Origin of the sequence: Pseudonocardia ailaonensis, from assembly GCF_039531635.1 — a bacterium.
In the GTDB taxonomy this organism is placed as follows: domain Bacteria; phylum Actinomycetota; class Actinomycetes; order Mycobacteriales; family Pseudonocardiaceae; genus Pseudonocardia; species Pseudonocardia ailaonensis.
The window spans coordinates 241,780-260,746 of the sequence record NZ_BAAAQK010000009.1; the positions used below are offsets into that span (position 1 = coordinate 241,780).

At 71.1% G+C, this 18,967-nt stretch carries 16 protein-coding genes; 5 read left to right on the top strand and 11 right to left on the bottom strand.

Features of this window, described 5'->3' with window-relative positions; translation table 11 throughout:
• Positions 1-8 precede the first annotated feature (8 nt).
• The 10 genes from ABD324_RS17020 to ABD324_RS17065 form a co-directional block, all read right to left on the bottom strand.
• Positions 9-824: a mycofactocin-coupled SDR family oxidoreductase gene (locus tag ABD324_RS17020; protein ID WP_344417732.1), complete on the bottom strand. Its 816-nt coding sequence runs from the start codon at positions 822-824 to the stop codon at positions 9-11.
• A 29-nt stretch (positions 825-853) separates the two neighbouring features.
• A complete protein-coding gene (locus ABD324_RS17025) occupies positions 854-1,480 on the bottom strand; it encodes an ABC transporter ATP-binding protein (protein WP_344417734.1) in 627 nt (208 codons plus the stop codon).
• 173 nt (positions 1,481-1,653) lie between these two features.
• Positions 1,654-4,416, bottom strand: a complete 2,763-nt coding sequence (locus ABD324_RS17030) for an ABC transporter permease subunit (protein ID WP_344417736.1) — start codon at positions 4,414-4,416, stop codon at positions 1,654-1,656.
• 132 nt (positions 4,417-4,548) lie between these two features.
• Positions 4,549-4,848, bottom strand: a complete 300-nt coding sequence (locus ABD324_RS17035; protein ID WP_344417738.1) for a hypothetical protein — start codon at positions 4,846-4,848, stop codon at positions 4,549-4,551.
• A 67-nt stretch (positions 4,849-4,915) separates the two neighbouring features.
• The gene (locus ABD324_RS17040) at positions 4,916-6,529 is read right to left on the bottom strand and encodes an FAD-dependent oxidoreductase (protein WP_344417740.1); all 1,614 of its coding nucleotides are present in this window, start codon (positions 6,527-6,529) and stop codon (positions 4,916-4,918) included.
• Positions 6,530-6,688: 159 nt separating this feature from the next.
• Positions 6,689-7,327, bottom strand: coding sequence for a TetR/AcrR family transcriptional regulator (locus ABD324_RS17045; protein WP_344417742.1), 639 nt, complete (start codon positions 7,325-7,327; stop codon positions 6,689-6,691).
• A 198-nt stretch (positions 7,328-7,525) separates the two neighbouring features.
• Positions 7,526-8,800 carry a cytochrome P450 gene (locus tag ABD324_RS17050; RefSeq protein WP_344417744.1) on the bottom strand — a complete coding sequence of 425 codons (1,275 nt, stop codon included), beginning with the start codon at positions 8,798-8,800 and terminating at the stop codon, positions 7,526-7,528.
• A 127-nt stretch (positions 8,801-8,927) separates the two neighbouring features.
• Complete coding sequence (locus ABD324_RS17055; protein ID WP_344417746.1) at positions 8,928-9,662, bottom strand: SDR family NAD(P)-dependent oxidoreductase; 735 nt, start codon at positions 9,660-9,662, stop codon at positions 8,928-8,930.
• Positions 9,659-10,918 (bottom strand): 3-hydroxyacyl-CoA dehydrogenase NAD-binding domain-containing protein, encoded by a 1,260-nt coding sequence (locus ABD324_RS17060; protein WP_344417748.1) that lies wholly within the window; start codon positions 10,916-10,918, stop codon positions 9,659-9,661. Before ABD324_RS17060 ends, ABD324_RS17055 begins: the two co-directional genes overlap by 4 nt.
• 69 nt (positions 10,919-10,987) lie before the next feature.
• On the bottom strand, positions 10,988-12,592 hold the full coding sequence (locus ABD324_RS17065; RefSeq protein WP_344417750.1) for a class I adenylate-forming enzyme family protein: 1,605 nt from the start codon (positions 12,590-12,592) through the stop codon (positions 10,988-10,990).
• Positions 12,593-13,035: 443 nt separating this feature from the next.
• On the opposite strand from ABD324_RS17065, the gene ABD324_RS17070 reads away from it, so the two are divergent.
• Genes ABD324_RS17070 through ABD324_RS17090 form a run of 5 tightly spaced genes read left to right on the top strand, consistent with a single transcriptional unit; the run spans position 13,036 to position 18,081 of the window.
• A complete protein-coding gene (locus tag ABD324_RS17070) occupies positions 13,036-13,812 on the top strand; it encodes an SDR family NAD(P)-dependent oxidoreductase (RefSeq protein WP_344417752.1) in 777 nt (258 codons plus the stop codon).
• 49 nt (positions 13,813-13,861) lie between these two features.
• Positions 13,862-15,031 (top strand): thiolase family protein, encoded by a 1,170-nt coding sequence (locus tag ABD324_RS17075; protein WP_344417754.1) that lies wholly within the window; start codon positions 13,862-13,864, stop codon positions 15,029-15,031.
• Between the two features lies 1 nt (position 15,032).
• Positions 15,033-16,187, top strand: a complete 1,155-nt coding sequence (locus tag ABD324_RS17080; RefSeq protein WP_344417756.1) for an acyl-CoA dehydrogenase family protein — start codon at positions 15,033-15,035, stop codon at positions 16,185-16,187.
• Between the two features lie 41 nt (positions 16,188-16,228).
• Positions 16,229-17,467, top strand: a complete 1,239-nt coding sequence (locus ABD324_RS17085; protein ID WP_344417758.1) for an ABC transporter substrate-binding protein — start codon at positions 16,229-16,231, stop codon at positions 17,465-17,467.
• A 17-nt stretch (positions 17,468-17,484) separates the two neighbouring features.
• On the top strand, positions 17,485-18,081 hold the full coding sequence (locus tag ABD324_RS17090; RefSeq protein ID WP_344417760.1) for an SDR family oxidoreductase: 597 nt from the start codon (positions 17,485-17,487) through the stop codon (positions 18,079-18,081).
• 36 nt (positions 18,082-18,117) lie between these two features.
• Here ABD324_RS17090 and ABD324_RS17095 read toward each other — a convergent pair whose 3' ends face one another.
• A complete protein-coding gene (locus ABD324_RS17095) occupies positions 18,118-18,945 on the bottom strand; it encodes a mycofactocin-coupled SDR family oxidoreductase (RefSeq protein ID WP_344417762.1) in 828 nt (275 codons plus the stop codon).
• Positions 18,946-18,967 lie beyond the last annotated feature (22 nt).

The following is an 18,967-nucleotide window of genomic DNA, read 5'->3' on the forward strand; positions in this document are numbered from 1 at the left end:
GTCCGGTGCTACTTCTTGTTGACGAAGCCGGCGTCGACCGGCAGCGCCACACCCGTCACGTACCTTGCATCGTCGGACACCAGCCACGCCAGGGCGTTGGCGACGTCCTCCGGCTCGATCATGTCCACCGGCAACGCCCTGGCCTTCTCCCCCGAGAAGGAGGCGCTCCTGGCGAAGAACGCGGCCATCGCGTCGTTGACCGCCATCGTGGTGCGCGTCCCGGTCGGGTTGACCGTGTTCACGCGGATGCTGTGCCGGGCGAGGAAGTTCGCGTACGAGCGCATCAGGCCCACCACCGCGTGCTTCGCCGCCCCGTAGCTCAACCCGCCCGGGTCCGGTCCGTTGACGCCGACGAGGCCGCCGGTCGAGCTGACCAGGGCGATGGAGCCCCCGTGGCCCGCCTCGACCATCGACGGCACCGCCACGTCGACGGTGTGGAACACGCCGGTGAGGTTGACGTCGAGGCTGTCCTGCCACGCGGCCGGGTGCTCCTCGACCGCCATCGGCGCGATACCCGCGTTCGCGATCACGATCCCGACCGGGCCGAGCTCGGCCCGGCCCTCGTCGAACGCGGCCTGCAGGCCCTCGCGGTCCCGCACGTCCGCCGCCCGGGCGACGATCCGCCGGCCCAGGGCCTCGACGAGCCGCTCCGTCTCCTTGAGATCGTCGACCGTGGCCAGTGGGTAGGGCACCGACGCGATCTGCCCGCAGATGTCGACCGCGACGATGTCGGCGCCGTCCTCGGCCAGTCGCACCGCGGCCGCACGCCCCATCCCCCGGGCCGCGCCGGTGATGAAGGCGACCTTCCCGTCGAGCTTGCCCATACGTCTCTCCTCGTCTCGGTCCGTCCTCGTCAGCTGAGGTAGACGGACTCGATCTCCTCGATCCGGCCCCGCATGTCGACAGCGGGCCCGTCCATCACCACCGAGCCACGCTTGAGCACGTACACGTGGTCCGCGACGGCCACGGCCTTGTGGATGTGCTGCTCCACCAGCAGGACCCCGATACCGCCGTCGGCGGCCTTGCGCACCGCGCCGAGCAGGCGGTCGACGACCAGCGGGGCCAGGCCCAGCGACAGCTCGTCGACGAGCATGACGGACTGCCGGCGCACCAGGACCCTGGCCAGCGCGACCATCTGCTGCTCGCCGCCGGAGCAGAGCCCGACGGACCGGTTCCTGATCTCGCCGAGCTCCGGGAAGAGCGCGAAGGCCGCAGCGGGGTCCGCCCGCGCGATCCGGAGGTTCTCCGCGACGGTCATCTTCATGAAGACCGAACGCTCCTCGGACATGTACGCCAGCCCCCGGCGCGCCCGCCGGTGCAGGGGCTCGCGCGTCTCCCGCCCGTCCAGGTGGATCGTGCCGGTCGACGGTTTGAGCACGCCTGCCAGGGTCCGCACGGTCGTCGACTTCCCGGCACCGTTCGGCCCCACGAGCGCGACGATCTGGCCGGGCATGACCTTGAGGTTCAGGGACGTGATCACCGGTACCGCTCCGTAGCCGGCGGACACGTCCCGCGCTTCGAGTACGCAGGAGCTCATGATTCCTCGCGATCGGTCGTCGTGCCGTCCGGCGCACGGGCGCCGCGCGGGACGTCTACGGAAGGTACTTGTTCGGCGCGGTGGCGAACGTCGTTCGTCGGGGTCACGGGACGGGCTCAGGACTCGGTCTCGGCCTGCAGCAGCAGGTCCGCCTCGAGCTCGTCGATGGCGAAGTCGTCGCCGAGGTACGCGGCCCGGACCTCGGCGTTGGCCCGCACCTCGATCGGGCTGCCCTGGGCGATCACCTTGCCGAAGTTCAGCACCGCGATGCGGTCGCAGCTGGCCATGACGAGGCTCATGTCGTGCTCGACGACGAGCACCCCCACGTTCCACTCCTTCGCCATCCGGGTGATGAGCTGGCTGACGTGGGCGGTCTCCAGTGCGCTCAGCCCCGCGGCCGGCTCGTCCAGCAGGACGAAGGAGGGTCCGGAGGCGAGGGTGCGTGCGATCGCCGTGAGCCGGCGCTGGCCGTAGGACAGGTTCTTCGGGCTCTCGGCCAGCACCTCCTCGAGGTCGAGCTCCCGCACCGCGCGGGCGGCGACCGGCGAGAGGGGGCGCCAACGCTGCGGCAGCCAGGCCCCGAAGTAGGCGGTCCACCGCGACGTGTCGGAGGCGGCCCGCAGGTTCTCCTCCACGGTGATCTCGTCGAACAGGTCGAGGGACTGGAAGGAGCGCGCCAGCCCGGCCCGCGCCCGCCTGGTCGGCGAGTACGTGCTGATGTCCTCGTCGTCGAGGTAGATGGACCCGCGGGCGTTGTTGAAGCCGGAGATGGCGTCCGTCAGCGTCGTCTTGCCGGACCCGTTGGGCCCGATCAGGCCGAGGACCTCACCGCGCCGGACCTCCAGGTTCGCCCCGGCGACCGCGCGGACCGCTCCGAAGGAGACGTGCACGTCCGACACCCGCAGCAGCTCCGGTCCGCCCTCCGACATGGCCGTCTGCGCCTCGACCACGACGGCCCTCTCGGTGCCCTCACCGGCCGCCGCGGCCCCGGCCTCCGCGTCCTCGGCGCCGGACCTGTTGCGCCGCAGTGCCTTGAACGGCTTGGCCATCTGGTCGGCGATGCCTTCCGGATGCGTCACGAGGACGAAGACCATGACGATGCCGCCGATGAGCACGAGCCACCCCTGTGCCTCCGAACCGCCGATCGCCTCGGCGATGACACCGCCGGGCAGACCGCCGGGGTAGAGCTGGGCGCCGAGGAAGGGCCCGGGCAGGGCCCCGACGCCGCCCACGATGCCGAAGGTCAGGATCGCGACCGAGGAGACGGGATCGTATCCGGTACTGACCTGGACGTTCGTCGTGGCGAACGCGAACAGGACGCCGCCGATCGCCGCGATGACCGATCCGACGACGAAGGTGTAGAGCTTGACCGCACTGACGCTGATCCCGAGCGCCGCCGCGGCCCGTTCGTTCTCGCGGACGGCGAGCATCCGGCGCCCGGCAGGGCTCTTCCGCAGGTTGCCGACCAGCCAGAGCAGCAGGATCACCCAGCACACGACGAACACGGTGTAGGTCCGCGGGCTGAGGATCGGATCGATCGTGAGCCCGAAGAAGCTCTGCGGCTTCAGGGGGAAGCCGTTCTCCAGACCGGAGAGCATGCTGTTCTTGAAGACCGCCGAGTTCACCGCGACACCCAGCGCGAGAGTCACGATCGCGAGGCTCGGCCCCCGCATCCGCAGCGACGGAAGGCCGAAGATCCCCCCCAGCAGCGCCCCGGCGACCACACCGACGAGCATCGCCAGCGGGAACGGGACCTCGAGATTGGACACCAACCGGCCGGCGACGAGTGCCCCGACCCCGGCGATGGCCATCTGCGCGAGGGACACCTGCCCGCCGTAGCCGGTCACGACGAGCACGGACAGGAGGACGACGGCGGCCATCGCCGAGATGCCGAGCGCGATCGCCCAGTTCTCGGGCAGGACCGCGGCCAGGACGATCATGACGACGAGGGTGCCGAGAAGGACCGGCGTGTGGTTGCGCGCGCTCCCGACAGACGGCAGCTTCTCGAGTATCACGCCCCGGGTCTGCGTCGCCTGACCCCAGACGACCATGGCGATCAGGATCAGCGCCAGCGGCACCAGGTCGGTGAGGCCCGGGATGAAGGCCTGCTGCTTCGAGAGCAGGGCCTGGCCGACACCCAGGATGATCGCGCCGAGGAAGGCGAGCGGGAAGGAGTCCAGCCGGCCGAAGAGAGCGGCGGCCAGGGCCGGGACGACGAGCCAGATCAGGCTGTCCACGGTGAGCCCCACGATCGGGGCGATGAGCGTGCCCGCGAGACCGGCCAGCGCGGCGCCGATCATCCAGTTGATCGTCGCGATCTTGTCGGGCGACTCACCGAGGGCGGCGATGGAGGTCTCGTTCTCGGCCACGCCGCGCGTGACGAGCCCGAACCGGGTGTGCTTGGAGGCCAGGTGCGTGGCGACGGTGATCACCGCGGCGATCAGCAGCAGCCACAGCCGGTCCTGCGGGACGTTGAGCCCGAACACCTCGAACGTCTGCGTCGGCAGGCTGCTCGGCACGTCGAGCACCGCGCCGGCGTACAACAGCGTGGCCCCGGCGACGAGCACCGTCAGCAGACCCAGCGTCGCGATCACCCGGGTGATCGGCGCCGCGCGTCGCAGGGGCCGCATCACCACCTGGTAGAGGACGCCGCCGAGGAGCCCGCAGAGCACCACGCTGATGAGCGCCGCCAGCGCGAAGTTCATCCCGTTCTCGACGTGGAGCTCGTAGAACACGTAGGCGCCGACCATGGCGATCGCGCCCTGCGCGAAGTTGAGCACCCCCGACGCCCGGTAGATGAGCAGGATTCCCGAGGAGAGCAGCGAGTACAACGCGCCGGTGCCGAGGCCGAGTACCGCGAGCTGCAGATATTCGTTCAACTGTACCGTCCATTCGTACGATCCATGCGCCCGTGCATGTCGCTCGCGTATCGAGCCGTGTCGATCGGCGAACTGCGGTGCGTGTGAAAGCTGTTCGAGCGCCGCGCCCGAGGCGCGGCGGTGCCGCGGAGGTCAGTCCGACGACGGGAGGGTGCGTGCGGCCTTCGGCGTCAGCGCGCTCCCACCGTGGGTGAGCGAGCCGATGCCGGGTTTCGTGCAGAGGACCTCGACGCCCGTGGCGTCGGCCGAGTAGCGCTTGCCCAGGGCGATGGCGTCACCCTCGGCCAGCTGGGCGGCGCCCGCCGGGGGTTCACCCGCCTGCATCGGGATCCCGCTGCACAGCAGCGCCGAGTCGTCGTCGGATCCCTTGACCACGATCACCTCGCAGCTGGAGTTCTGCGCTCGAAGCCGATCGCCGGGCTTCAGTCCCACGACGTCCTCCTTCTCGGTCCCGTTCCGGCCCGGGGAACCGGGGCCGGAGAAGTGCGGTGCGGCGAGGTCAGCCCGCGGGGGGCTGTTCGCTCAGCGCCATCGCGGCGCGGTAGCCGAAGACCATGGCCGGCCCGATGGTCGCGCCGGCCCCGGCGTAGGCGATGCCGGACGGGCTCCCGGCCGCGTTCCCCGCGGCGAACAGGCCGGGGACAGGGGTGCCGTCGAGCCCGATCACGCGGCCGTGGGGATCGATCCGCGGACCGCCCTTCGTACCGAGGAGGCCGGGGCCCACCGGGACCGCGTAGAACGGTGCCTCGTCGATCCGGCCCAGTGTCTGTTCGATCCCGGTGCGCGACGCGTCGCCCCACCAGGTGTCGTACGCGCTGTCGCCGCGGAGGAAGTCCGTGTCCCGGCCCGCGTCGACCTGCTCGTTCCAGCGGTCGATGGTCGCGGCCAGCACCCCGGCGGGAACGCCGAGGGCCGCGCCGAGACCCTCCGGGGTCGGGGACGAGACGAACCACGTCGGATCGTTCTCGATCAGCTCGCCCATGAAACCGTAGGCCCGGAAGTGGCGGGCGTCGAAGACCATCCACGCCGTGAGGTTCGGGTAGCGGAACGTGTTCGGGTCGAGATGGTGGAAGGCCCCGACCAGCGAGTGGTAGTCCGTGGCCTCGTTGACGAACCGCCGGCCCGCCGCGTTGACCATGATGCACCCCGGCCGGGTCCGTTCCTGCCGGACGCTGCGGAAGCGCTCGCGCCCGAGGAACTCGTCGTCCGGCATGCTGACGACGGCGGTCCACCACGCGTCCTGCATCGTGGCGAGCTGGGCGCCGGCCTGCATGCTCATCTTCAGCCCGTCGCCCTCGTTGAGCGGCGGGGCCACGGAGCCGACGACCGGCCCGCGCAGGAACGCGCGCACCAGGTCCTTGTCCCAGTCGAAGCCACCCGTGGCGATGATGACCCCGCGCCGGGCCAGTACCTCGACCTCGTCCCCGGCCGGATCGGTCACCGTCACCCCGGCGACGCGGCCGTCCACGAGCACGACCGATCGGGCCCGCGAGTTCAGCTCCGGCTCGACACCGAGATCCAGCAATCCCTTGAGCAACCCGCCGACGAGCCCCGCACCCATGACCCGGTGATCGTGCTCGGGACCCAGCACCGACGGCCGCTGACCCAGCTTGACCTGCGTCTCGGCGTCGAAACCGACCGCCACGGGCCCTGCGGGGAAGGCCAGCACCCGCTCGCTCCACTCGCCGAGGGAGTCGAACGGGAAGGGCTCGGTGTTCAGCGAACGGCCGCCGCCGGGCCGGCCGCCGGGATGCTCCGGGTTGTAGTCCGGGAAGCCCTCGGCGACGTAGAAGCGCAGATCGGTGTGCTCCTCCACGAAGTCGATGACCTCGGGGCCCGCGTCGACGAAGGCCTCCACCAGGCCGTCGTCCATGTAGCCCAGCGAGAGCGAGTGCATGTAGGTCAGCGCATCCTCGCGGTTCAGCGCCGGACCGTCGAACTCGATCTTGTGGTTCGGGATCCAGACCATGCCGCCGGAGATCGCCGTGGTTCCTCCGACCCGGTCCGACTTCTCCAGCACCCGCACGCTCATGCCGGATGCGGCTGCGGCGAGCGCCGCCGTCAGGCCGGCGGCCCCCGTGCCCAGTACGAGGACGTCAACGGTCTCGCTCATGCGAGCCAGTATCAATCAAATAGTCGGTTGAATCAAGGCCTCCGGCGCACCGATGCGAACCCGCGACCACAGGCGAGTCTGTCCGGTCGGGTGAGGAGACGGCAAGGCTCCCGGACACCACTGTCGCCGCAGGTGGTGTCCGGGAGCCCAGGGAGAAGGTCAGCCGTCCGTCGGCCTCTGCAGGGCGAACCCGTGACGCAGCAGGTTCGTGCAGAAGCGCGCGAGGTCCTCGGGCTCGATCGGGCCGTCGGCGTGGTACCAGGTGTAGGGCCAGATGGTGACGGCGAAGACGTTGGCCATGGCCAGGTAGACGTTGAGGTCCGGGTCCACCTCGCCGATCGCCCGGGCCTCCTCGAACAGCGACTTCACCACGGCCTCGTTCTGCGAGCGGCGCAGCGCGATGGCGCGATAGTGATCGCCCGTCAGCCGACGCCACTCGTGGTGGTAGACCGCCATCTGCGTGACGTGCGAGGTGTTGTAGAGGATCTGGTTCTCGACGTAGTCGACGATGCGGTCCAGCGGGCTGAGGTCCGTGCGCGCAGCCGCCTCCGCCAGGGTGACGTCCACGACCTGGTGCACCGCGAGAGCGATCCGGTAGAGGAGATCCTCCTTGGTGTCCATGTAGTAGTAGAGGCTGCCCTTGAGGATGCCGACCTCATTGGCGATGTCGTCCATCGACGTCGCCGAGAAGCCCTTGACATGGAATATGCCCTGGGCGATCTCCAGGATCTGCTCGGCCCGGCGTTGCCCCTTGGCGCTGCGTTTCCTGGTGGACGACGAACCGGAACCACTCAGCACCTTGATGGCACCCCGCCGGCCCGAATCGCCTCCCGCCGGTGCGCTTCTCGTCACGTGTCACTCCTCGACCCGATGCGTCCTGACGGCGCGAATACAACGAACAGCTGGTCAATCACGGGGCCGATCATCGGGCCCTTACCCGGGAATAGTGTATCGTTTGCGACCCGCCCGCCCGCGGTGGGAGCACCGGGCCGCTCGTCAGCCCGCGGCCGCAACGGAGCTGTGCGCGAGGACGAGTGGCACCGCGTTCGGCCGCGCCTTCGAGGTCGCCGCGACATAGGAGATCGGCGTCTCGACGTCGAGCCCGTACCCGGGGATCAGTCGGTGGAACTCCTCCACCGCGACGACGATCTCCACCCGGGCCTGGTGTGCACCGAGGCATCGGTGCACACCCGCGCCGAAGGCCAGGTGCTGGTTGCGGGCCCGGTGCAGGTCGACGGAGCCCGCACCGTCGAACTCCTCGGGGTCCCGGCCGGCCGCGCCCGTGGCGAGGATGACCAGATCGTCCTTCTTCATGGTGACCTCGCCGACCCGGACGTCGCTTCGCACCACCCGGGGAACCAGGTGGAAACTGTTGTACCGCATCAGCTCGTTCACGGCCCTGAGCTGTTCGTGCGGACCCGCCAGGATCTGCGCCCGCTGCTCGGGATTCGCGGCGAGGTGCAGGAAGCAGTAGGAGATCATCGAGGCGGTCGAGTCGGTGCCGGCCCGGAACAGGAGCTCACAGGCCCCGGTGATCTCCGCGTCCGTCAGTGGCCGGGATTCCCCTTCGGCCACCTCCAGCCGCGCCTCGATCAGCGCGCTGACGAGGTCGTTCCCGGGATTGCGGCGTCGCTGCGGGACGATGTCGGAGAGAATGGCGTCCAGTTTGTCCGTCGCCGCCCGCCGGAATGCGCTCGCCTCCGCGACACCCCGCTCGTTGGCAACCTTCGCGGAACCGTACGCGACGTCGTGCGCGAGGCTCTTGAGCGCGGGAAAGAGGTCGGCGGACATCCCCATCTGGATACCGAAGGCCGCCGCGGCCAGCGGAATCGCGTAGTCCGCGTAGATCTCGCACTCGCCGCGCTCGACGAAGGAGGCGACCTTGTCCCTTGCCACCACGCGCAGCACGGGTTCGAGGAGCTTGGCGCGACCGGGAGTGAAGAACGGCATCAGCAGGCGACGCCACGGCGTGTGCTCCGGGCGGTCCAGACCCAACGGGATCTGCGCATGCGCATAGGGAACGGGCGGGATCCCCGCGCTCCACTGCCCGAAGTGCGCATCGTCCTTGAACGCCTCGGCGATGTCCTCGTAGCGGGTCATCACCCAGAAGCCGCCGTACAGGGGGCTGTAGAACACCGGGTGCGGCCGCCGCAGGGCGTCGAACGCCGCCGGTGGGAACGCCGTGATCTCGGCACTCGTCACGGGGTCGAAATGCACCACGTGCCTCGGATCGACGTGATCCGGGAGCGTCCGGCCGGCCGGCTCGACCATGTCAGGCTCCATCACTCGCGCTGCCACTCCCGTCGAGGGACGACTTCCGACTCATCTTCAATCAATCAGTCGGTTGAATAACGGATGTTATCACGAAATGAAGCGGTGCGACGAGCCCGACAAAGGGTCAGACCCGGGCGAGATCGCCGAGGATCCTCAGCTCTCCGTTGGCGTCGCCCCGGACCAGGTCGAGGACGGCGACGGCGACCTCCTCGGGCTCGAGCAGGCGCCCCAACGTCGACACCCGACCCAGCTGCTCCTCGGCCTCCGCCGCGGTCCGCCGCCCACCGGCGACCATCCGGTCGACGTTCTCCGTCGTCATGTCGGTGCGCACGAAGGCCGGGGCCACCAGGTTGGCCGTGACGCCCGAGCCCTCGATGTCGGCGGCGACGGCGCGGGTCAGGCCGAGCAATGCGTGCTTCGACGCCGTGTAGGCGGCCGCGTAGCGCAGACCCCGGTGGCTGGCGAGCGACCCCACGGTGACGATCCGACCCCATCCCCGGTCCAGCATCCCGCCCAGGACGGCGCTGACCGCGGTGAACGCCGTGGTGACGTTGGTATCCATGATGGACTGCCAGTCGGCCAGGCCGGTGTCCTGCGCCGTGCCCGAGAAGCCCGCGCCGACGTTTGCGACCAGGACGTCGGGCGCGGCGGCCGCGAGCGCCTCGCGAGCGGCGGCGTGGTCGCGGGCGTCGAGCTGCAGCGTCGCGACGAGGCCCGCGCCCCCCAGCGCCTCCTGTGCCGACCCCAGGCTCGCCGCGCTGCGTCCGGTGATGATCGTCCGGTGGCCCGAGGCGACGAGCGCGCGGGCGGTGGCGAGGCCGATCCCCTTGCTCCCACCCGTGACGACAGCCGTCCTCACAGGACCGCCCCCGGCGTCGGGCGGCGGCGCTGCCCGGCATAGGTCCCGCCGTCGGCGACGAGCGCGCGCAACGACCGGGCGACCGGGAACGCGGGCGAACCGAGCCGCTCGAGCCGCTCGACCAGTGCCGCCGCGCCGATGTCGTCGGCGTACCGGAACGGGCCGGCCAGACCCGGGGGGAAGCCGATGCCCAGCACGGACGCGGTGTCGCCGTCGTCGGGATGGCAGAGCGTCCCGTCGTCCCAGCAGAGAAGGGACTCGCTGACGAACGCCAGCAGCAGCCGCTCGCCGGCCTCGCCCGACATGACCCGCCGGGGGGTCAGCCCGAGCAGCTCCGGGATCCGCGGGTTCGGCCCGGTCCGCCGCCCGTCGGCGTAGGCGTAGAACCCCTCCCCCTGCCGGCGCCCCTCGACCCCGGCCGCGATGAGCGTCCGCAGGGCGCGCTCGACGGCGTCGACGTCGATCCGGCCGGCGAGGACGGGGCGGCCGACCTGGGTCAGGCTCGCCCTGACGACCAGGTCGACGGTGACCTCGTCGTGCGCCCGGAGCGGGCCGACGGGGAACCCGATCTCGGCGGCCTCCTCCTCCACCTGGGCCGGGTCGACGCCGTCGAGGAGCAGCCGGGTGGCCTCGATCAGCCAGCGCGCGTAGACGCGGGAGGTGAAGAAGCCCGGCACGTCCGCCACCACGATCGGGGTCTTGCCCAATGTCCGGGCCAGCTCGGCGGCCCGCGCCACGGTCCGCGGCGCGGTCCCGGTGTGCGGCACCAGCTCCACGAGCGGCATCCGCTCCACCGGCGAGAAGAAATGCGTCCCGAGGAAGCGGGTGTCGTCGGTGACCGCGCCGGCCAGGGACGCGATCGGGATCGCCGAGGTGTTCGTGGCGATCACGGTCCCGGCGCCCACGACCTCGCTGACGGCCCGGAGCGTCTCGCGCTTGAGCCCCGGCTCCTCGAAGACGGCCTCGATGACCACGTCGGCGGCCTCGAACCCCTCCCAGCCCGCCGTCGCACTCCAGTGGGCGAGCACCTCGTCGGGCTCCAGGCCGGCTCGGCCGCCCGCCCGGACCGCACGCCCGCGGGCGGTCTCCAGATTCGCTGCGGAGACGTCGCGCAGCACGGCGCCGAGGCCACTGACCACCGCCGTGGCCGCGATGCCGGCACCCATCTGGCCGGCCCCCACGCATCCGATCACGGTGCGGCCGGCGGCGGGCGGGGGACGGTCGGCGTCGGGCTTCTGCTCGGCGTCAGTGCTCACTTCTGGTTCCTCGTCCTGTCGGAACGACGTCGGCGTGACGTCGTGTCGGGAGACCGGCGTGCCGCCGGTTCAGGCCTGGTCCCCGCCGGTCTCGAGCGCGAGCTGCCGGACGAGGTCGATCTTGCGGATCTTGGTGGCGGACATCGGCCACTCGGTGACCAGCCGTACGTAGCGGGGGACCTTGAAGCTGGCGAGCTGACCGACGCAGAACGTCCGCAGCTCCTCCGCGGAGGCGCTCGCACCGGGTTTGAGCTCGACGAAGGCCGCGGGCACCTCCATCAGCCGGTCGTCCGGGGCACCCACGACCGCGACGGTCTTCACCGCCGGATGGGTCGAGATCAGCGCCTCGATCTCGAGGGCCGCGACGTTCTCGCCGCCGACCTTGAGCATGTCCTTGAGCCGGCCCTGGTAGGAGACGCGACCCTCGCCGTCGCCGACGGCGAGGTCCCCGGTGGAGAACCAGCCGTCGGCGTCGAGAACCTTCGCCGTCCCCTCGGGGTCGTTCCAGTAGCCGTCGAAGACGTTCGCCCCGCGCAGCGCGAGCTCCCCGACCACCCCCGGTGCGGCCGGCTCGCCGGTCGAGGTGTCGACCACCTTCGCCTCGACACCGTCGAACGGCAGCCCACCGGTGTCCAGACGCACGTGCGCGTCGTCCGTGACCGCCACCATGACCGGGATCCCCGAGCCCTCGGTGATCCCGTAGCAGGACAGCAGGGGTGCGTTCGGCAGCTTGGCCTCGAGATGGCGCAGGGTGTCCCCCGGCCCGATGCACAGCACCGCACGCACGACGCGGAAGTGCTCCGGGGCGAACCCGGGATCGGCGAGGATCGCCTGCCAGATGTGGGTGAAGGCCGGCCAGAGGAGGGTGGCCCGCTCCCGGCGGATCAGCTCCATGGAGACGCCGGGCTCCGGGGTCGCCGACGACACGAAGGTGCCGGCGACGCTGAAGGTCGCCAGCAGCGGCAGCAACGCGGAGGAGTGGAACATCGGGAGCGCGTCCCAGAGCCGGTCGCCGCTGCGCGCGCCGAGCCGGCCGGCGATCTGGCACCCGATGCCGGTCAGCTGGCGACCCCGCAGCGGAACGCCCTTGGGGCTGGCCGTGGTACCCGAGGTGTAGATCATGATCGCCCGGTCGTCCGGGGTCACCCCCGCGGCGAGCTCGCGGGCCCGTTCGGCCGGGACGGTGTCGGCGAGCTCGGCGAACCGCTCGGCATCGACGATCCCCGGCCTGGTTCCAGGCCCGACCATCACGACGTGGCCCAGGTCGGGGAACGCCGCCGCTCGGGCGTCGCCCTCCCCGACCACCTCGCCGAGCCGGGCGGGGAGGTCGCTGAACTCCGCGCCGAGGAGGGTCGTGAGGACCACCGTCGCGCCGCAGTCGCGCAGCACGTAGGACAGCTCACGCCGCCGGAACCGGGTGTTGAGCGGCACGCACAGGGCGCCGAGGCCGGTGGCCGCGAAGATGGCCACGAGATGGTCGACGGAGTTCGGCATGAACGTCGCCACCGAGCTGCCGGGCCGCACGCCGGTCGCGATCAGGCCCCGCGCCATCGACTCGACACGGTCCGCGAGCTCCCGGTAGGTCACCGACTCGTCCGGGAACACGACCGCGGCCCGGTCGGGGGCCTCACGGACCGCACGGGCCAGCACGTCGGCGATGCGGAGGTCGGACATCGGCACAGAGGTCACTTGAACAACCAATCGATCGGTTGATTTTGAGCCTAAATCACCTGTCGCCCGAGGACAAGACGCACGCGGCCCGCGCTCCGCCGGAGCCGTTCCCGACGTCGCAGAACGACCATGCAGACACCATCGTCTGCCGCACGACGCCGCAGGTCGAAGTCCTGGGACACGCATTCTCCCCCGGCTGCGCCGGATGCTGTCAAGAGACCGCACCCGGCGCCACGACACCGCCACCCGGCGTCGCCCGACAGCTCGGTCCACGGTTGACTTCTGCCAACCGTTCGGTTAAATATTTCGCGGCGGTCGCGCGGAACGTCTCGACGCGGCCCCGGAGCACAGGAGGATGGTTTGCTCACCCGTGCAGCAGGTGCGCTCGACGAGTCGAGGCACGCCTCCGCGTCCGCCGGCCGGTGCGGGCGAGGGGCCGGAAGTCCGTGACCGGCGACCGGAGCGCCGACAAGGCGCGCGTCGCCCTCGTGACCGGCGGATCGGGAGCGATCGGGGCCGAGGTGTGCACCGGTTTCGCCCGGATCGGCTACGACGTCGCCTTCACGTATCGCTCGAACCGGGTTGCCGCGGAGAAGGTGCGCGACGAGGTGCTCGCCATCGGGCGGCGGTGCCTGCTCGAGTCCGTCGACCTCGCCGCCCGCGACGACGTCGCGGCCTTCGTGAACTCGGTGAGCGAGACCCTCGGCGGCGTCGACGCGCTCGTCCACGCCGCGGGACCGTATCCCCCGCAGCGCTACCTCGGCACCGTGGAGCCGGAGGTGTTCGCCCGCCACGTCGACCAGGAGCTCATCGGCTTCTTCACCGTGGCCACCCTGGCCCTGCCCCATCTGCGGGAACGGCGCGGCTCGCTCACCGCCGTCACGACGTTCGCGGTCCGGTCCTACCCCCCGCGCGACGGGCTGTCCTCGGCTCCGAAGGCCGGCGTCGAGGGCGTGGTCCGGGCCCTGGCCGCCGAGGAGGGCCGGTTCGGCGTCCGCGCGAACTGCGTGGGCCCGGGGATCCTCGCCGACGGCCTGGCGACCGCGCTCACCGAACGCGGCGACTTCGACGACGCCGCGCGGAAGAAGGTCGTGCAGCGGATCCCCTTGCAGCGCTTCGGCCGGGCGACCGAGGTCGCCGACGCCGTCGTCTTCCTCGGCTCGGACCGCGCCAGCTACATCTCCGGACAGAGCCTCGACGTCGACGGCGGGTACGGCGTCTAGGGCCGGCTCCGCCCCCATCAGCCACGTCACACGCACACAGGGAGCAGTCATGTCTCAGCCCACCCGCGACGTCGTCGTCCTCGGCGCGGTCCGGACGCCCGTCGGACGCGGCCACCGGCAGAAGGGGGTCTACCGCGACCTCCATCCCGCCGACCTGCTCGGCCTGACCTACGTCGGAGTGCTGGAACAGGCCGGGCTCGACCCGGCCGCGGTCGACATGGTGCTCGCCGGGTGTGTCCAGCAGTTCGGGACGCAGAGCTTCGACATCGCCCGCAACGCCTGGCTGCAGGAGGGGCTGCCGATCGAGGCGTCCGCGACCACCCTCGACATCCAGTGCGGCTCGGGTCAGCAGGCCGTCGGGTTCGGTACCGCGCTCATCGCGTCCGGGATCCACGACGTGGTGATCGGGTCGGGGGTGGAGCACATGGGGCTCAACGGGTTCGGTGCCAGCGACCAGGTCTTCGCCGACCACGGCAACCCCTGGACACCGAAGTTCTACGCCCAGCACGACGTCCGGGGTCAGGCGATCGGCGCCGAGCTGATCGCCGCGGAGCGTGGCATGTCCCGCGACTCCCTCGAGGAGATCGCGGTCCGCTCCCATCGCAACGCCGCGCGAGCGAGCGACTCGGGCCTGTTCGAACGCGAGATCGTTCCCGTGCAGACGCCCCAGGGCGTGGTGGAGAAGGACCAGGGCATCCGCCCGGACACCTCGATGGAGGCGCTGGCCGCGCTCCGCCCGGTGTTCAAGGAGGACGGCGTGATCACCGCGGGTCTGTCCTCCCAGGTCTCCGACGGCGCGGCCGCGGTCCTGCTCTCCTCCGCCGAGAAGGCACAGCAGCTGGGCCTGCGCCCCCGGGCGCGGATCGTCGACCACACGTCGGTCGGCTGCGATCCGGTCAAGATGCTGGAGGGCCCGATCCCCGCCACCCGCCGGATCCTGGACCGCACCGGCATGAAGATCAGCGACATCGACTTCATCGAGATCAACGAGGCGTTCGCGCCCGTCGTCAAGGCCTGGGCGGACGACTTCGGCGTGGAGCCGGAGCGCATCAACCCGCGCGGCGGCGCCATGGCCCTGGGCCACCCGCTCGGCTCGACGGGCGCGCGGCTGCTCACCACCCTGCTGCACGAACTCGAGGACGAGGACAAGGAGTTCGGCCTCGTCACGATGTGCTGCGGCGGCGGGCTGGGCACCGCCACGCTGATCCAGCGGCTGTGACATGACCCTCGCGCTCCCCCCGCGGACCGTGTTCACCGACGAGCACGAGGCGTTCCGCTCCGCGTTCCGCACCTTCCTCACCCGCGAGGCGTTGCCCCGGCGCGACACGTGGCTCGAGGCAGGCGTCATCGACCGAGACTTCTGGCGGCTGGCGGCCGCTCAGGGGTTCGTGGCCTTCGCCGCGCCGGTCGAGCACGGCGGCGTCGGCGTCGACGACTTCCGGTTCAACGCGGTGATCGACGAGGAGGTGGCGCTGCTCGGGATCGGCACCGACGCCTTCACCCTGACCAACGACATCGTCGGCCCCTACTTCACCGAGCTGACGAACGACGAGCAGAAGGCCCGGTGGCTGCCCGGGATCACCAGCGGCGAGCAGGTGGTCGCGATCGCGATGTCCGAGCCCGAGGCCGGGTCCGACCTGCGCGGCATCCGCACGACGGCGCGGCGCGACGGCGAGCACTACGTCCTCGACGGCGCCAAGACGTTCATCACCAGCGGGATCCAGGCCGACCTGGTCGTCGTCGCCGCGCAGGTCGACGAGCCCGGGGTGACCGGGCTCGGGCTGTTCGTCGTGGAGCGCCCGATGCCCGGTTTCTCCCGCGGACGCAAGCTCGACAAGCTGGGCCGACTGGCGCAGGACACCGCCGAGCTGGTGTTCGAGTCCGTCGAGGTGCCGCTCTCGAACCTGCTCGGCGAGGCGGGCCGCGGCCTGCACGCCATGATGGGCAACCTCGCTCAGGAGCGGCTCGCCATGGCCGTCACCGCGGTGGCGAACGCCCGGCGGTCGCTGGAGATCACGCTGGACTACGTGCGGGAGCGCCGCGCCTTCGGCCGGCCGGTGGGATCGTTCCAGGCCAACCGGTTCACTCTGGCCGAGCTGGCGACGGAGCTGCGTGTGGGCCAGGTCTACCTGGACTCCTGCATCGACCGGCACGCGGCGGGCTCGCTGGCCGCGGCCGAGGCCGCCGGCGCGAAGTTCTGGGCGACCGAGCTCGAGTGGAAGGTCGTCGACGCGTGCCTGCAGCTGCACGGCGGCTACGGCTACATGACCGAGTACGAGATCGCCACCCGCTGGCGGGACGCCCGCGTGCAGCGGATCTACGGCGGCACGAACGAGATCATGCGTGAGATCGTCGGCCGCGCGCTCGGGCTCTGAACGCACCACCCACCCCCGACCGATCAACAGAGAGAAGCACGATGAGATCCCGTCCCGCGCGCCGCGCGCTCGCCGTCGCCGCCCTGACCGCGACGGTGCTGGTCACCGCCTCCTGCTCGAGCCCGTCCGGCTCCGGCGGGGCCGCCGCCGGCGGCGCGACCGGCACCCCGCTCAAGATCGGCGTGATGGCCCCGAACAAGGCCGTCATCAGCTACCCCGACGTCCCGGCCGCAGCCCAGGCCGCCGCCCGCTCGATCAATGCCAAGGGCGGCGTCGACGGCCACCCCCTCGAGATCATGTACTGCAACGACAAGTTCGACGCCAACCAGGCCACCGCCTGCGCCCGCCAGTTCGTCTCCGACGGCGTCGTCGCCACCGCCGGCGACTTCAACGTCCCGGGACAGGCCAACGTCCTCGGCGCCCTCGGAGCCGCCGGCATCCCGTCGGTGGGCAACTTCGACGCCGGCACGGCGGGCACCGACAAGTACAGCTTCCTCTTCCAGGGGTCGACGATCATCGACTCGGCCGGCCAGGCCCAGTACGCGGCCGGCCTGGGCAAGAACGTCGGCATGGTGTTCAGCGACCAGCCGTCGGCGTCGTCGAGCGTGCCGGTGGCCCAGGACATCGTGAAGGCCGCGGGCGGCACCGTCACCTCCGTGGTGCGGACCCCGAACACCGGCGACCTGTCGGCCGCCGCCTCGACCACGGTGAGCGGCAAGCCGGACGTGGTGCTGATGAACGGCGGCGAGGGCGCCATCGGTTCGATCATGAAGAGCATGGTCCAGCTCGGGTACCAGAACAAGTTCGTCGTGAGCGGGTCCGCGATCAGCCCGTCGTTCCTGGAGTCCCTCGGCCCGACGGCCAAGCAGGTCTACATCAGCGGGATCTACCCGCCGGTCTCCCAGGCCTCCACGATCCCCGGCATGCAGCTGCTGCTGTCGGACCTGGCGGCCGAGCGGGCGGCCGGGAACACCGACGTGCCGGCGGCGACGAGCTTCATCCGCGATCCGGCGGTCAACGCCTGGCTCGCCGTGTACGCCATCGCCAAGGTCGCCGGCGACGCGAAGGCGACCGATGCGAAGGGCATCTACGACGCCCTCAACAAGGCCAAGGACCTCGACTTCGGCGGGATCATCCATCCCTGGACGCCGAGCGCCTCGGTGATCAAGATCCTGCCGCGGGTCTCCAGCGGCTTCCGGTTCTTCTACGCCTACAACGGCGGGACGCCGGTCCTGGCGGCGAACCAGCCCACCGACATCGCTCCGTTGCTCGACAAGTAGCCGAGGAGTCACCGCGCATGGGCAAGCTCGACGGCAAGGTCGCCTTCATCACCGGGGTGGCCCGAGGGCAGGGCCGTTCGCACGCGGTGGGGCTGGCGGAGGAGGGCGCCGACATCATCGGTGTCGACCTGTGCCGCCAGCTCGACACGGTCTCCTACCCGATGTCGACGCCCGAGGACCTGCAGGAGACCGCCCGGCTGATCGAGAAGGCCGGGCGGCACTGCCTGCTCACCGAGGCCGACGTCCGGGACCAGGGGGCGTTGCGCGAGGCGTTCGACGCCGGCGTCGCCGAGTTCGGCGGGTTCGACGGCTACGTCGCCGCCAAGTTCGGGGTGGTGGGGCTGATGGAGAGCTACGCCATCGAGCTCGCCGAGTACTCGATCCGCGTCAACACCGTCCATCCGTCGGGGGCCGCCACCCCCATGGTCGAGAACGACTTCTTCGGCCCGTACATGGCGTCCGTGCCGAAGGTGGGGCAGAACGCGCGTAACAAGCTGCCGGTCAGGCTCGTCGAGGCCGTGGACGTCACGCGGATGATCCTCTTCCTGGTGTCGGACGACGGTCGGTACGTCACGGGCACCCGGCACCGGGTCGACGCCGGGTTCTGCGTGTGACGGCCGCGCCCGTGCTCCGGCACCGGGGAACGGCCCTCAGAGCGCCCCGCCCGCGTCGAGGAGCTGCGTCGACCCGGTGATGTACCGCCCGGTGTCGGAGACGAGCATCATGAGCACGTTCGTCACGTCCTCGACCTCGATGGCGGCCACCTGCATGCGGTTCATCGACCGGGCGACCTCCTCGAAGTCGGCCCGTCCGGGGTTCTCCAGGTCGGGCCGGAACAGCCGGTAGACCGTGTCGTTGAGCGTCATCTCCGTCGCGACCGTCGTCGGGTGGATCGTGTTGACCCGGATCCCGTCCGGCGCAAGCTCCTTGGCGAGCACCCGCATCAGCCCGACGAGTCCGGCCTTCGCCGCGCTGTAGTGCGCGGTGTTCTCGTGCGGGCGCAGGGCCGCCAGCGAGCTCGTGAGGACGACCGAGCCGCCGCGGCCCCCCTCGACGATGTGGGGCACGGTGGCGCGCACCGTCTTCCACACCCCCGTGAGGTTGACGTCGATCATGTCCTGCCAGGTCTGCTCGTCCATCTCCAGCGTCGGCGCGGCGCCGGCGATGCCGGCGTTGGCGACGACGATGTCGAGGCGACCGAACAGGGAGACCCCCTCGTCGGCGACGCGCCGGAGGGCCGCGAGGTCGCGCACGTCGGCGGCGCGGGCGAGGATCCGGCCGCCCACCGCCTCCACGGCCTTCACGGTCTGCGCGACGTCGTCCTCGGAGGACAGCGCGTAGGGCACCGTGGCCACGGGACGGTCGATGTCGACGCCGATGATCGCGACGCCGGCCTCCGCGAGGCGGAGGGCGTGGCCACGGCCCTGTCCCCTGCCGATGCCGCTGATGAAGGCCACCTTGCCGGCCAGTCCTGTCACGGTCCCTCCCGGGTGGACGGCG

Excerpts from the sequence above, each read along its gene's own strand:
- ABD324_RS17020 (WP_344417732.1), bottom strand. The coding sequence starts at position 824 with ATGGGCAAGCTCGACGGGAAGGTCGCCTTCATCACCGGCGCGGCCCGG.
- ABD324_RS17040 (WP_344417740.1), bottom strand. The coding sequence starts at position 6,529 with ATGAGCGAGACCGTTGACGTCCTCGTACTGGGCACGGGGGCCGCCGGC.
- ABD324_RS17050 (WP_344417744.1), bottom strand. The coding sequence starts at position 8,800 with ATGGTCGAGCCGGCCGGCCGGACGCTCCCGGATCACGTCGATCCGAGG.
- ABD324_RS17075 (WP_344417754.1), top strand. The coding sequence starts at position 13,862 with ATGTCTCAGCCCACCCGCGACGTCGTCGTCCTCGGCGCGGTCCGGACG.
- ABD324_RS17080 (WP_344417756.1), top strand. The coding sequence starts at position 15,033 with ATGACCCTCGCGCTCCCCCCGCGGACCGTGTTCACCGACGAGCACGAG.
- ABD324_RS17090 (WP_344417760.1), top strand. The coding sequence starts at position 17,485 with ATGGGCAAGCTCGACGGCAAGGTCGCCTTCATCACCGGGGTGGCCCGA.
- ABD324_RS17065 (WP_344417750.1), bottom strand. The coding sequence starts at position 12,592 with ATGTCCGACCTCCGCATCGCCGACGTGCTGGCCCGTGCGGTCCGTGAG.
- ABD324_RS17085 (WP_344417758.1), top strand. The coding sequence starts at position 16,229 with ATGAGATCCCGTCCCGCGCGCCGCGCGCTCGCCGTCGCCGCCCTGACC.